Consider the following 13676-nt stretch of genomic DNA (forward strand, 5'->3'; position numbering starts at 1 on the left):
TCTACAATATCTTCGTATAAATTATTCCATTGCCACCCTAGCATAAACGCCAAATAAGCCATTAAGTGTAGACAGGCATAAAAGAATGCATACAGCCCTATCATCCGTCGTACGGCAATAAACTGTCCATTCCCGGTAATTAGCTTAAATGGAGTAAGGCTCAATGTAATCCACAGAAAACGTAGCGCCCAAATACCTAAAAATTCGACAACAGCTTTAGCTGGATCAGGCCCAAGTCCATTGGTAGCAATTAAGTAAGACAAATATACAGCCGGCAATAATGCTAAGACAAACCATAGCGGCTTTAACTTCTTTATCAATTCAACAACTCCTTAGCCCTAATAGTACTTGGCTAAATCCATGTTCTTATAGAGATGGGCCACTTGATCGGCATAACCATTAAATAGCTGAGTTTCCACATAATTAGGATTGAATAACGAAGAAGGTAAGCGTCGTTCTCGTTTTTGGCTCCAGCGTGGATGGCTCACTTTTGGGTTTACATTAGAGTAAAAGCCATACTCATCAGGCGCTGATTTGTTCCAAGTAGTAGGTGGTTGCTTTTCAACCAAGCTGATTTTGACAATGGATTTAATACTCTTAAAACCGTATTTCCAGGGCACTATTAACCGCAATGGCGCGCCATTTTGTGGCGGCATGGTTTTTCCGTACAACCCAACACCAATCAGGGTAAGCGGGTTCATTGCTTCATCCATTCGCAACCCTTCAACATAGGGCCACTCGATACTACTAAATGGCAATTTCAACCCTGGCATTTGTTCAGGATCATTCAACGTAGTAAAGGCTACATACTTCGCTTTTGAGGTTGGATTAAAACGCTTTAGCAGATCACTTAACTGAAAACCTACCCATGGCACTACCATTGACCAAGCTTCTACACAACGCAGCCGGTAAATACGTTCTTCAAAATCATGAGGTTTTAGAATGTCTTCAAGAGTATAAGTACCAGGCTTTTCTACTTCACCATCAATAATGACAGACCATGGATCAGTAATCAGGCTGCCTGCATGCTTCGCAGGATCCCCTTTTTTGGTACCAAACTCATAAAAGTTGTTATAGCGAGTGACATCTTGGTAAGGAGTTAACTCTTCACGAGTTGAACTAGGCCAGACTGCTCGACTAGGAAATTTTGCCGTAAGCCATTCTGGGGCAGGATACTGCTTAATGCCTTCAGTAGAGACCAGCTTGATCGGCTTATCAGCACTGAGGGATTGCATTTCGTTGCTTTCAGTTTCTTCCGCGCACGCAACCAGCCACCCAGAGCCGGCAGCCAGCATTGCTGCTTGCCCTGCCCTTTTAATAAACTGGCGTCGATTGAGGTAAGCAGACTCAGAGGTTATTTCATAGCTTTTGATATCGCTGGGCTTTTTAATCAACATAAAAGACTGCCTATAAAATTAAAGGCATCTCTAAAGCAACAACTTCTTTGGAGATGCCTGAGTCAAAAATTTCTTCTTAACAATATAGACAGTACAAGTCAGAAAATTATTTCTCTTGGCCAGCCGCTACATGTTTTTGCTTAAAACGCCACACAGAGAGCACAGGCCCAGATACCCCATAAAGCAAGAACACCAACATTAGTACCCAAGGAGGGTTGGTAAACACCACTGCAAATACCAATACTATCGCTATAATCGCAACAAAAGGCACCCTGCCTTTGAACTCTAAATCCTTAAAACTGTGGTAACGAACGTTACTCACCATCAAAATTCCCGTCAGCGCCATAACAACTGCTGTAAATATAGTGATCAAGCTATTTGAAGCTAAATCCACCTCATTTAACGCCCACACCATTGCAGCAACGATAGCCGCTGCTGAAGGACAAGGCAGTCCGGTAAAATAGCGTTTATCTGCTGTATCAATTTGGGTATTAAATCGTGCTAAACGCAAGGCAACACAGGCAACATAAATAAAAGCCACCATCCAGCCTACTTTACCTAAACCTGTTAAATTCCAGTTAAAGCAAACCAGCGCCGGCGCAGCACCAAAGGCTACCATATCAGACAAACTGTCATATTCAGCGCCAAAAGCGCTTTGGGTATTGGTTAGCCTGGCGACTCGACCATCAAGTCCATCAAAAATCATTGCCACAAAAATAGCGATCGCGGCTTGCTCAAACATTTGGTTCATTGAGCTAACAATGGCATAAAAACCACAAAACAAAGCCGTCGTAGTGAACAGGTTAGGCAGTAGATAAACCCCTTTTCGCCGCACTTTACGGCCATTTTCAGCGACTTCTTCTACATGCTCATCAATAGGTAATATAGATTGTGGTAATTGATCTTCAGTATCATCTACCACAGAGTTGTCTTTCTCTTGGGTCATAGAGTAATTGTCCAAAAAACAAACGGTTCTAGCATTATATCAAACCCGAATTAAATTGCGTGTGCTACCCAAATATTTCATCAAACCACAGGAAATATTCAAGCTAGCGACTTTTAACCAAATACGAAAACTAGCCAAGCACTTTGGCTGTATCCCAAAAAGTTTTTACCAGCGGGTTTTGCAAACGACGGGTTTGCACACACAAGCCAATAGTAAATGGCTGCAAGACCGGGTCTACCGTTAATTGTTGAATTTTATTAGCCAGCGGACTATTAAGTAGCACCAGCTCAGGCACAATACCCACTCCAAAACCTAAACTGACCATGCTGACTATAGCCTCATGCCCAGCAACTGACGTATAAATATTTGGCTTAATACCTTGCTGGCGAAACCAAAGCTGCAACCGCTGCTTGATTAGCCCCTGCTCTGCTTGAATTACAGGTATTTTTTGCCAATCAATATCCTCTATTTCTATTAACTCTCTGGCTAAACAACTCACAGTTGGCGCAATAAAAACCAGCCCCGATGTTGCAATAGGTTTAAAGCTAAGGCTGGCGGGCAAATGTTCTGGCTTAGCTGCAATAACAATATCTTCTTCACCTGCTACCACTTTAGGAATTGAATAAGCGGCATCACCAGTATGCAGCTTTACCTCCACATTAGGCTGGCGTTGCCGATAAGTCACCAACAAGTCAGATAAAAAGCTATAACTTGCGGTTACAGAGCAATACATACTGATTTCGCCATTTAGCAACGTTGTTTCTTCTTGTAACGTTTCCTGAAAGCGATTCCAGTTAGCTAAGGTTTCTGAGGCATACTGACGAAACAACTCACCCGCTCGGGTTAAACTGACTTTTCGCTTGTCTCGCTCAAACAATGACTTACCTACCTCATCTTCTAGCCTTTTTATATGGCGACTAAGCGTAGAGGGGCTAATAAAACAGGCTTCGCTGGTTTGCCCAAAATGCAAGGTCGAAGCTAAATGAAGGAACAGCTTTAAGCCTTGGTAATCCATAAAGCACTCATCGAGTTGTATTTCATTTTATGCAATACAGTATTCGAAACATATCATTTTACGCAATACTGATAATAGGCTATCTTTTTTCTCACTACAAAGTGGAGTGTCTATAAAGGTCTCTCGTTTCAACATATAAAGAAAGATATCTCGGGAGCTTGCTCCCGAGTGTAACTGTAAAAATTCCGTTTGACCGAAGGTCAATCAGGTCGGCGTAAACTCGGTTGCTTGCGGCCGAGTAGTCGGGCTGAAGGAATTTTTTTGATATTTCTTAAAGTTGAGGCAGTGACTAATAATAAAATCAGCCTAGCAGCAATGCTGCTAGGCTATTTTTAATCCACAAACCGAATACAATAGGGCCTCCCTAGCTGCCTACATGGCCACCTTCCTTACAGCCCATGCCGGCAAAAAATCTTTAAGGAGCTACAAATGAATTACTTCAACTCACTGCCATTGCGTATTCAGCTGGAAGAGCTGGGTAAGTGTCGTTTCATGGATCGCTCAGAATTTGATGCAGGAGTCGAGGCACTAAAAGGCAAAAAAATCGTCATTGTTGGTTGTGGTGCACAAGGATTAAACCAAGGCTTAAATTTAAGAGATAGTGGCTTGGATGTGTCTTATGCTTTGCGTGAGTCAGCTATTAAAGAAAAACGCCAGTCTTGGAAAAATGCCACTGATAACGACTTCACTGTTGGCACTTACGAAGAACTAGTTCCCCAGGCAGATTTAGTAAGCAACTTAACTCCTGATAAGCAGCACTCTTCTGTTGTTGAACAAGTGATGCCATTAATGAAAAAAGGCGCTACTTTATCTTATTCTCACGGCTTCAACATCGTTGAAGAGGGCATGAAAATTCGTGATGACATTACCGTTATTATGATTGCTCCTAAATGTCCTGGAACAGAAGTAAGAGAAGAATACAAACGCGGCTTTGGGGTACCAACACTTATCGCTGTACACAGAGAAAACGACCCAAATGGCGAGGGCTTAGAGCAAGCAAAAGCCTACGCAGCAGGCTTAGGTAGTCATCGCGCTGGTGTTTTAGAATCTTCATTTATTGCTGAAGTAAAGTCTGACTTAATGGGTGAGCAAACCATTTTGTGTGGCGTGCTGCAAACTGGCTCTATTTTATGCTTCGACAAAATGATCGCTGATGGCATTGATGCTGGTTATGCTTCTAAGCTAATTCAGCAAGGCTGGGAAGTAGTTACAGAAGCGCTGAAAATCGGTGGCATCACCAACATGATGGACCGCTTATCCAATCCAGCAAAAATTAAAGCATTTGATCTGTCAGAAGAATTAAAAGTCATTATGCGTCCGCTGTTTGAAAAACACATGGACGATATCATCACTGGCGAGTTTTCTAAAACTATGATGGAAGACTGGGCCAATGACGACAAAAACCTATTGACATGGCGTGCTGAAACAGGTGAAACAGCATTCGAAAAAGCCACATCTACGGATGCTGAAATTGATGAACAAGAATACTTCGACCACGGCATTTTAATGGTAGCGATGGTTAAAGCAGGTGTTGAGCTAGCTTTTGAAGTAATGAGCAGCTCTGGCATTATTGAAGAATCTGCTTACTACGAATCTCTACATGAAACGCCATTAATTGCCAACACTATTGCCCGTCGCAAGTTGTATGAAATGAATGTAGTTATTTCTGATACTGCAGAATATGGCTGCTACCTATTTGCCCATGCTTGCGTACCACTGTTAAAAGACTTTATGGCAAAAATCGGAACAGATGTTATTGGTAAAGGCTTAGATGTTAAATCAAACAGTGTTGATAACGCTCGCCTAGTTGAAGTTAACGATGCTATCCGTGACCATACTGTTGAGTTAATCGGTTATGAGTTACGTGGACATATGACTGATATGAAACGCATTATTTAATCATGCAAAAATAATCTTTTTTGATAAACAAAAAAGCCTGGCATAAAAGCCTGGCTTTTTTTATTAGTTATCATTGCATACCCAAAGCGAAGGGTAAATTACAAACTAAGTACTTTTTCACCTCTCGCAATACCAGACACACCTGTACGCACCACTTCCAAAATAGATACAGGTGCAACAGCCTGAATGAAAGCATCCAGTTTATCGCTATCACCAGTTAGCTGAATGACATATGTTGAACTGGTGACATCAACAATTTGGCCGCGGAAAATATCAGTAGTGCGCTTTATTTCTGCACGCTGAGCACCTGATACTTTTACTTTCAGGAACATTAACTCCCGCTCGATATGAGAACCTTCTGATAAATCAACCAGTTTTACTACATCAATTAGCTTATTTAGCTGCTTGGTAATTTGCTCGATTTTATCATCAGCACCAATTGTTGTAAGCGTTAACCTTGAAAGGGTTGGGTCATCTGTCGGCGCGACGTTTAGTGACTCAATGTTGTAGTTACGCTGAGCAAATAGCCCGACTACCCGAGACAACGCACCGGGTTCATTTTCCATTAAAACTGAAATGATATGACGACGCATTAGGTACGCTCCGTTTTACTTAACCACATATCACGCATTGAGCCATCTTTAATTTGCATGGGATAAACATGCTCATTAGGGTCAACTTTCACATCCAAAAACACTAACCGATCTTTCAGGGCAAAGGCTTCTTCCATTGCACTTTTCAGATCATCTGGCTTTTCAACAGTCATCCCCACATGACCATAAGCCTCAACTAATCGCTTAAAATCAGGGAGTGAGTCCATATAAGAGTGAGAGTAACGACTGTCGTATTGCATATCCTGCCACTGTCGTACCATACCTAACGCCTGGTTATTTAAGGTAATAATTTTAATTGGCAGGTCATATTGCAAACAGGTAGATAGCTCCTGAATATTCATCTGGATACTACCTTCACCTGTTACACAGGCTACGTCATGATCAGGGTAATGAAGCTTCACCCCCATTGCTGCAGGGAAACCAAAGCCCATGGTGCCTAATCCACCTGAGTTGATCCAGCGATTAGGCTTATCAAACTTGTAATATTGTGCAGCAAACATTTGGTGCTGCCCTACATCAGAAGTAACAAACGCATCGCCTTTAGTCACTTCATATAAAGATTCAATCACCGCTTGTGGCTTAATTATGCCTCCATCGCCCGGATCATAAGGGAAGGTACCTTTAGAGCTACGCCACTCATCAATTTGTTTCCACCAGCCATTAACTGCTTCTTTATCAACTTCACGCTTACCGTCTTTTATTGCACCCAGCATTTCATTCAACACTGCCTTTACTGGGCCAACGATAGGCACATCGGCTCTAATATTCTTGGAAATACTGGCGGGGTCGATATCGATGTGAACAATTTTGGCAGTAGGGCAAAACTTAGCAACACCATTTGTTACCCGATCATCAAATCGAGCACCCACGGCTAAAATTACATCAGCATGATGCATTGCTAAGTTAGCGGCATAACTACCATGCATACCCAACATGCCTAAAAACTGGCGATCAGAACCAGGGTAACCACCTAATCCCATTAATGTATTCGTAACCGGTGCATTTAGCTTTTGAGCTAACTCCGTCAACACATCAGACGCTTGTCCTAAAATTACCCCACCACCGCTATAAATCACTGGTCGTTTAGCTTGCATTAATAGGTCAAGCGCTTTACGAATTTGTCCTGAGTGCCCTTTTAATGGTGGATTATATGAGCGAAGTTTTATTTTTTTTGGATAAGCATATTCAAACTTATCACTGGGGTTAGTGATATCTTTGGGGATATCCACAACCACTGGGCCAGGACGACCAGACTGAGCAATATGAAATGCTTTTTTAATGGTCATCGGAATATCTTCGGCACGTTTTACCAAAAAGCTGTGCTTAACAATTGGCCGAGAAATTCCCACCATATCCGTTTCCTGGAACATATCCGTGCCAATAAAATCCGATGGTACCTGCCCAGAAATCACAACCATTGGGATTGAGTCCATATAGGCAGTAGCAATGCCAGTAATGGTATTAGTCGCGCCAGGCCCAGATGTAACCAGTGCTACCCCAGGCTTACCCGATGCCCGCGCATAGCCATCTGCCATATGCGTTGCAGCTTGTTCGTGGCGCACGAGGATATGGGTCACTCGATCCTGCCGAAACAGTGCATCATAGACATGAAGTAACGCACCGCCAGGGTAACCATATATATATTCAACTCCTTCATCCGCTAACGAGCGGATAACCATTTCAGCACCCGATAATAGTTCCACTTGATGAATCCTCTAGAACATCGCTACATAACAAATTGATTTAACTGTCTAACAGTCTATATTCATTAGCTATAGAGCAACATAAACCTATCTGAATGGCAAGGTTAACAACCCACTCAAGTTAGCTGCAGGTGGTTACTAACAGAGCAAACAGAAGTTATCGGTTTATTACTTGCTATTTTTTTAAGCTAGTGGTCAATCTAGTTTGCATTAAAGATAAGAGCCACATGCTGCTCTAATGAATTGATACACCACTACCTCGCTTCGCTAAGCATTGCTCAGCCGCCTAACGAAACTGCCAGATTGTCAGGCCCACAGTATGGTGTAGTGGGCCGACCCAGCGCGAGGTAACGCGTCATTGGGATAAAACTGAAAATTTAAGGTGTAAAGTTTCAGTTTAGAGTGGATGGCGATTTACGCAGTAAACATCCAAAAAGTAAGACCGATAATTCTTTACAGTTTAACGACAGAAGTCAAGGCTCAAACTCTTCCACTACAATAGTTTCAGAGGCATTCGATCAAAAACAGCCAAACGACTGTAGTGAAGTCCTTTAGCAGCCAAACAGAGTTTTTAAATCGTAAATATTATTTCACCTGGTTTATATTTAGTGATATGTATAACAAAACTAGAGATAGGGGCATCACATCCCTACTTATCATATCAAGTTACCTATATATTCATGTGGCCACTAAACTGTGGTGTTATTGAAGATAACAAAGCGTTTGGGAACACTCATGAAAAAGCTACTGCTACTCACCAGCTTAATTTTAATCTCTACCAACTTAACTGCAGGCAAGTTTTATAAGTGGGTAGATGAGGATGGCGTTACTCACTACAGCACCACGCCACCAAAAGAAGGCCAAGGTGAAGTTGTGAATACCAGAGCCCAGAAGTCTTCCAGTAAAGAAGCTGGTGAAAAAAAGCTAAAAGGTATTAAAGATGCCGAAGCAGCGAAAAAACAAGAACAAACTGATAAAGAAGAGTTTGAGAAAGAGCTAACCAAGGCCAAGAAGGAAAAAGAAGAAAATTGTAAGCAAGCCAAGCAAAACAAGATTCAGCTTACAATTAAAAACCGAGTCAGAATGACCATGGAAGATGGTTCAGTGAAAATTCTTAGCGCAGAAGAGAAAGATGCGCAGCTGAAAAAAGCAGATGAGGCAATTAAAGAGTGGTGTAACTAACTCAACTCAGCAAACAGCCTATCACTTACCTATCCACCGCCCAGCAAACCAGTTGACTGGGCGGTTACTTACTCCATAATTACTACTGCCAAAAAATTTACAACGGCTTTTCATCTTTGCAACGCAAACTAATCACTAAAGGACCCTGATACTGCAGGGCGGTATCATGCTTTAACGTAAGAAGCTGGGGTTTCGACTGAAACTTAGGTACAGGCGCAATGAAATAGCCTTTCCCCCAATTCACCAGCTTAGCTTTGCCTCTAGCTTTTTGCTGGATAGGGACTCTTTCTTCTACCAGGTATTCCACATAAACGGAATTACATTGGCATTGACTTAAGTCCTGAGATGCCACCATTTGGGTAAGTAGCGTGACATTTTCCGTAGTATGCCGCACCCCTAAAGGTTTAATAGTTAAACATTGGGAAAGGTAGTTACGAATTCTGATTTTATCCAACTGCATCGTTGGCGCTATAGGCATAGGCTTTTGGTGTATCGCCTGACATCCAGACAACAGCACCACCAGCACTAACGAAGCTAGCTGTAATGATCTTACCGTACGCATTGTGATTATAAGAATTTTAAGAGAAATACTGGTCAATTTTAGTGATAATAATCAGTAGCTTTGTACAGTCAGCTGACTGCTGGCCACAAAATTCTTCAGCGATAGGTAGAATACTACAGTTAGAGGGTAATGGAAGACTACCTTCAATTAATGCTCGCAGACGAGGAATAAAAATCCACTGTAACCACTGGTTCAATGCGAGGGTATCAACACAAAAAGGCTCGGTACTAGTTAGAGACTCAGCAGAAGGTGGCGAAAACTCCCACATATTCAAGTGTTGAAGTTCTTGCTCTAATTCGGTTAGTAGCGAGGAGATTTGCTCATTTCTCATACAAAAGACAAGCACTCGTTAGGTTTAATTCAACTCAAGATCTATAGAAACTGCCGAAGTTTGATCTTTCAAACAAACATCAACAGCCCCTAGTTTAACGAGCTTGTCCTTTAGATGACAAGAAATGACAAAAACTAGCCGCGCCCAGTTGAGCTTTGATCAATGATTGATTGCAGCCGAGCTCTCATTCCTGGATCACGGGTCAGCGATAAACCCCGGCGTGCTAACTGCTCAGCCTGAGCATAGTTTTGCTGGTTTAATCGGATTGATGCTAACTCGTAATAAACCTCTGGATCATTGGGGGCAACCCGCAATGCTCTTTCTAAAGTAGCGGCTGCAGCCTCTAAGTCACCAGTGGCGCGTTGTTCCAGCGCTCTATCAATCAACCGACGAGCAGCAGGGTTACTACTCACCCCTGAGTCAGGGTAGTCTGGAGTAACATAAGCGTATTGATCTTCATTTTGCTGGTTAGGTTGGGTGACCACCTGAGGCTCACGATACTCTGGACGACCAGCAGAAACAGGAGCTGCATCCACCACTTCAGGTCGCATATCCCGGCCTGGATCTTGTGATGCTGGAATATAAGTATGTTGAACACAGCCTGATACAATAAACAACAAACCACTGATAGCTGCCGGCTTTAACCAAGCAGCTTTAAGCTGAAAACCAGCCTTTCCTAAATCTATATTTTGTTGAAACACTATTTTTGCCCCCAATTAGCGAAACAGGGTTCTGAACCAATCTACCACTTTGGAACCTCTTCTGCGAGGTTGGTGACGGACAATACAGGAAGATTCTTCCTGTGGCTCAGAACCTTTAATAAATGGTAAATAACGGGCACCTGCACAAGACTCATTGGCAAGCATTCCACTAATTTCATCCACCCATACATAGTGCACCTGGTCAGGTACTTTGGGCTGTAACGACTTAGGATTAACATTAAACATAAAGTCGCTCCAAACTCTTAACGCACCACTGCTACCTGTTACTGGTGTTGGCTTATTATCATCATGCCCCATCCAGACAACTGCTAAATAATCTTCGGAATAGCCAGCAAACCAGCTGTCACGCTGATCATTACTGGTGCCGGTTTTCCCTGCCACACGCACTTTATTATTTAACAGCCGATACGCTCTTCTGCCCGTACCCTCTCGCATCACTTCTTGCATGACATATTGCAGCAAGTGCACATACTCCGTAGGAACCACTTGTTGTATTGCTAATGGATAGCGCTGCAGTGGTTTACCTTCTGCATCCAAAACCGCCCGAATAGTTCTCAGTGGTACTTTAAAGCCACCACCAGCCAGGGTTTGATAGACAGTTGCCACCTCTACTGGCGACATCGCAACTGCTCCTAACAATGATGAAGGGTAGGCAGGAAAATCCTGATCAGCTCCCAGTGTTTTGAGTAACTGCAGTACTTTTTCTACCCCTATAGTTAAACCAATTTTGGCAGTAGCTAAGTTATAGGATTTTGCTAGTGCTTCGTGTAATGGCACTGTGCCATGGCTTTTATGATCAAAGTTATCAGGTTCCCATAGCTGGCCATCCTGAGTTTTGATGCTGACTTTACTGTCATCAACAAATGTAGCTAGGGTATATTGCTCTGGTTCAGTCAACGCAGATAAAAATACGATGGGTTTAATTAAAGAACCAATATGGCGCTGCGCATCTACTGCTCGGTTAAAGCCGGTGTAACCTGCCTTACGATCACCAACAACAGCTAATACATCACCACTGCCTGGTGCAGTAACCACCATTGCCCCCTGTAATGCTTTATGCTTCTGATTGGATTTTCTAACTTTTTTAAGAGTATCAGTCAGACTTTCTTGTGCTTGCTGTTGAACGATGGGATCAAGGTTGGTAAAAATTCTTAACCCTTGCGAGGTAAGGTTTTCTTCATCATAGTCACGCTTTAACTGTCTTTTAACCAAGTCCAGGTAAGCATAATAATGGTTCATTTGTACTTTACTATGCTTCACTACCCCCAACGGCTTTTGCTGTGCTTGGTTAGCTTCCTGCTCAGTAATCACACCCTGCTGTGCCATTACCTTTAATACTAAGTTGCGGCGTTTAAGGGCTTTTTCGGGTTTACGACGGGGGTTGTATTGAGATGGGCCTTTAACCATTCCAACTAACAATGCCACCTTCTCAGCGGATAGCTCATTAATAGGTTGACCGAAAAAGAACTGGCTGGCCAGTCCAAACCCATGAATGGCTCGCTTACCTTGTTGGCCTAAAAAAACCTCGTTGATATAGGTTTCGAGTATTTCGTCTTTGTCGTAATGAAAATCCAGCAAACCCGCCATAATGGCTTCATTGGCTTTTCTTTTCAAACTGCGCTCATTCGACAAATATAAATTCTTTACCAATTGTTGAGTTAAAGTTGACCCGCCTTGGACAGCTCTTCCCGTTTTAAAGTTGATATAAAAAGCTCGGGCAATTGACTTGGGAGACACTCCCCAGTGGTCATAGTAGTTTCTATCTTCAACTGCTAACAAAGCAGGAATAAAAGTTTCAGGTAATTGCTCTAACTTCGTTAACAGCCGGTCTTCATTGGATGCAGGGTAAATACCACCAATTAACTGTGGCTCTAAACGGGCTAAGGTTTCCTGACCAATCTGATCAGTAACTTTTTGAATTTGCTTATTGCGAAATAAAACTTTAATTAAAACTGGCTCTTCATAGCCATCATCAAATTGAAAACCGCGTGTTTTTAACGTAACAACATTGCCTTTTTGATGATACTGCCCTGCTCGTTCAACATAGCTAACAGACTGATAACCCAGCTGGTCAAGTTGCTGAACCAACTGTTTTACATTAATTCGTCTTGTTGAAAATAGCTCTAGTGGTTGCGCGTATACCTTGGCAGGAATAGCCCACTTTTTACCTTCAAATCTTTCAGTGACTTCTATATCTAATTTACTGGCATAGCCGACAAATAAAACACCACCAATCACTAACAGCAAAGCTGTCAGTTTAAATAGCTTTTTCCAGAAGCCACCCTTCTTGGCTTTTCCATTTCGCTGTTTGCCTTTTTTAGCTGGCTGCCTGCCAGTACGGATACGTTCAGTCATGTGCTTGTATTTTTTTCCTAAAGACCGTCAGACTGCAATCAAATACTTGCGCCTAAAAACTGCTAGCCAAGCTCTTTTACTGGCTAATTTCTCAGCACAATAAACGAGTGTTGTTAGGCTGATAATAAGGTTTGTTACTTACATGCTGCTCCTAGTTCACATAAAGCATGCTACACACCACTGCTAAAGCACTCTTGGCAGTTAGTAACGTCAGTATTTTTCTTGCGTCAGCTGTCTTACAAAAATAGTTGGCTAAAGTGTATTCGATTAAGCTGTTGATTTTCAGAACAAACGGACAAATTGAGTAGAATTTCTCATTTTTTCAACGTACGGCAATTAGCGATAAGCGGTTCAAGCTGTCTTATAAATCAGGGCAAAAATGGCTAAAAATACTGCTATAGAAGCAGAATTTTTAAGCGAGCCTGTACGTTTTTCAAGCTTGCTTATACAATTTAATCATTAGAGTCACTCGCTCGTAATAAAGCATGCCAATCTTGCGGCAACAAAAATTTAGCCGAGTTTCTGATCAATTATCATACAAGTCACAATAATCAGCTATTATTTATATCAAGGTGGCAAACTTGGTAATGACTGATATGAAGTTTTGTTGTCACCTGTTCCTAGTATTTCAGAGGGCAAGGACTCGAAGATGGCAACAGATTTAATCGAGCTGAAAAACCTTGGGAAAACATCTGTCCAATGGCTTAATGCCGTTGGCATTAGAGACCGCGAAACATTAGAACAAATTGGCGCGGTAGAGGCTTACTGCAAAATTAAAACACGTGGTTTTAAAGTATCCAAAGTGTTGTTATATGCATTAGAAGGTGCTCTGCTCAATGCACACTGGAACCAGCTTGACCCTTCACTAAAAGAAAGGTTAATACGGGAAGCTGAAGCCAAAGAGCCCAGCGCAGTCAGCCAATGAATATGGCTAATTGTTAACTTAAGGC

General features: G+C 42.2%; 13 protein-coding genes (1 of these 13 only partly in view). 3 read left to right on the forward strand and 10 right to left on the reverse strand.

Annotation, left to right across the window (positions count from 1 at the left end; all coding sequences use genetic code 11):
- The 4 genes from G4Y78_RS25630 to ilvY form a co-directional block, all read right to left on the reverse strand.
- On the reverse strand, positions 1-320 hold the 5' portion of the coding sequence (locus tag G4Y78_RS25630) for a protein-methionine-sulfoxide reductase heme-binding subunit MsrQ (protein ID WP_163835764.1). Its footprint begins 277 nt before the window's first position; 320 of the gene's 597 nt are visible here — the first part of the coding sequence; its start codon is at positions 318-320; its stop codon lies off the left edge, out of view.
- Between the two features lie 18 nt (positions 321-338).
- A complete protein-coding gene (gene msrP / locus G4Y78_RS25635) occupies positions 339-1397 on the reverse strand; it encodes a protein-methionine-sulfoxide reductase catalytic subunit MsrP (protein ID WP_163835766.1) in 1059 nt (352 codons plus the stop codon).
- Positions 1398-1503: 106 nt separating this feature from the next.
- Positions 1504-2343, reverse strand: a complete 840-nt coding sequence (gene pssA / locus G4Y78_RS25640; RefSeq protein ID WP_163835768.1) for a CDP-diacylglycerol--serine O-phosphatidyltransferase — start codon at positions 2341-2343, stop codon at positions 1504-1506.
- A 130-nt stretch (positions 2344-2473) separates the two neighbouring features.
- The gene (gene ilvY, locus G4Y78_RS25645; protein WP_163835769.1) at positions 2474-3358 is read right to left on the reverse strand and encodes an HTH-type transcriptional activator IlvY; all 885 of its coding nucleotides are present in this window, start codon (positions 3356-3358) and stop codon (positions 2474-2476) included.
- A 429-nt stretch (positions 3359-3787) separates the two neighbouring features.
- On the opposite strand from ilvY, the gene ilvC reads away from it, so the two are divergent.
- Positions 3788-5257 carry a ketol-acid reductoisomerase gene (gene ilvC / locus G4Y78_RS25650; protein WP_163835771.1) on the forward strand — a complete coding sequence of 490 codons (1470 nt, stop codon included), beginning with the start codon at positions 3788-3790 and terminating at the stop codon, positions 5255-5257.
- 98 nt (positions 5258-5355) lie between these two features.
- Here ilvC and ilvN read toward each other — a convergent pair whose 3' ends face one another.
- Positions 5356-5850, reverse strand: coding sequence for an acetolactate synthase small subunit (gene ilvN / locus G4Y78_RS25655; protein WP_163835778.1), 495 nt, complete (start codon positions 5848-5850; stop codon positions 5356-5358).
- Positions 5850-7574, reverse strand: coding sequence for an acetolactate synthase 3 large subunit (locus G4Y78_RS25660; RefSeq protein WP_163835780.1), 1725 nt, complete (start codon positions 7572-7574; stop codon positions 5850-5852). The genes ilvN and G4Y78_RS25660 overlap by 1 nt, the downstream gene beginning before the upstream one ends.
- A gap of 735 nt (positions 7575-8309) precedes the next feature.
- On the opposite strand from G4Y78_RS25660, the gene G4Y78_RS25665 reads away from it, so the two are divergent.
- The gene (locus tag G4Y78_RS25665; RefSeq protein WP_163835782.1) at positions 8310-8756 is read left to right on the forward strand and encodes a DUF4124 domain-containing protein; all 447 of its coding nucleotides are present in this window, start codon (positions 8310-8312) and stop codon (positions 8754-8756) included.
- A 97-nt stretch (positions 8757-8853) separates the two neighbouring features.
- Here G4Y78_RS25665 and G4Y78_RS25670 read toward each other — a convergent pair whose 3' ends face one another.
- The 4 genes from G4Y78_RS25670 to mrcB all read right to left on the reverse strand — a co-directional run bounded on the left by G4Y78_RS25670 (position 8854) and on the right by mrcB (position 12726).
- A complete protein-coding gene (locus G4Y78_RS25670) occupies positions 8854-9318 on the reverse strand; it encodes a DUF2195 family protein (RefSeq protein WP_163835784.1) in 465 nt (154 codons plus the stop codon).
- 16 nt (positions 9319-9334) lie between these two features.
- A complete protein-coding gene (locus G4Y78_RS25675; RefSeq protein WP_163835786.1) occupies positions 9335-9649 on the reverse strand; it encodes a YqcC family protein in 315 nt (104 codons plus the stop codon).
- 134 nt (positions 9650-9783) lie between these two features.
- Positions 9784-10350: a tetratricopeptide repeat protein gene (locus G4Y78_RS25680; protein WP_163835788.1), complete on the reverse strand. Its 567-nt coding sequence runs from the start codon at positions 10348-10350 to the stop codon at positions 9784-9786.
- A gap of 15 nt (positions 10351-10365) precedes the next feature.
- Positions 10366-12726 (reverse strand): penicillin-binding protein 1B, encoded by a 2361-nt coding sequence (gene mrcB / locus G4Y78_RS25685; protein WP_163835790.1) that lies wholly within the window; start codon positions 12724-12726, stop codon positions 10366-10368.
- A 649-nt stretch (positions 12727-13375) separates the two neighbouring features.
- Here mrcB and G4Y78_RS25690 point away from each other — a divergent pair.
- Positions 13376-13651, forward strand: a complete 276-nt coding sequence (locus G4Y78_RS25690; protein WP_163835792.1) for a TfoX/Sxy family protein — start codon at positions 13376-13378, stop codon at positions 13649-13651.
- The last annotated feature ends 25 nt before the right edge of the window (positions 13652-13676 follow it).

The organism is Spartinivicinus ruber (genome assembly GCF_011009015.1).
GTDB classification, from domain to species: domain Bacteria; phylum Pseudomonadota; class Gammaproteobacteria; order Pseudomonadales; family Zooshikellaceae; genus Spartinivicinus; species Spartinivicinus ruber.

Excerpts from the sequence above, each read along its gene's own strand:
- msrP (WP_163835766.1), bottom strand. The coding sequence starts at position 1,397 with ATGTTGATTAAAAAGCCCAGCGATATCAAAAGCTATGAAATAACCTCT.
- pssA (WP_163835768.1), bottom strand. The coding sequence starts at position 2,343 with ATGACCCAAGAGAAAGACAACTCTGTGGTAGATGATACTGAAGATCAA.
- ilvY (WP_163835769.1), bottom strand. The coding sequence starts at position 3,358 with ATGGATTACCAAGGCTTAAAGCTGTTCCTTCATTTAGCTTCGACCTTG.
- ilvC (WP_163835771.1), top strand. The coding sequence starts at position 3,788 with ATGAATTACTTCAACTCACTGCCATTGCGTATTCAGCTGGAAGAGCTG.
- ilvN (WP_163835778.1), bottom strand. The coding sequence starts at position 5,850 with ATGCGTCGTCATATCATTTCAGTTTTAATGGAAAATGAACCCGGTGCG.
- G4Y78_RS25665 (WP_163835782.1), top strand. The coding sequence starts at position 8,310 with ATGAAAAAGCTACTGCTACTCACCAGCTTAATTTTAATCTCTACCAAC.
- G4Y78_RS25670 (WP_163835784.1), bottom strand. The coding sequence starts at position 9,318 with ATGCGTACGGTAAGATCATTACAGCTAGCTTCGTTAGTGCTGGTGGTG.
- G4Y78_RS25675 (WP_163835786.1), bottom strand. The coding sequence starts at position 9,649 with ATGAGAAATGAGCAAATCTCCTCGCTACTAACCGAATTAGAGCAAGAA.
- mrcB (WP_163835790.1), bottom strand. The coding sequence starts at position 12,726 with ATGACTGAACGTATCCGTACTGGCAGGCAGCCAGCTAAAAAAGGCAAA.
- G4Y78_RS25690 (WP_163835792.1), top strand. The coding sequence starts at position 13,376 with ATGGCAACAGATTTAATCGAGCTGAAAAACCTTGGGAAAACATCTGTC.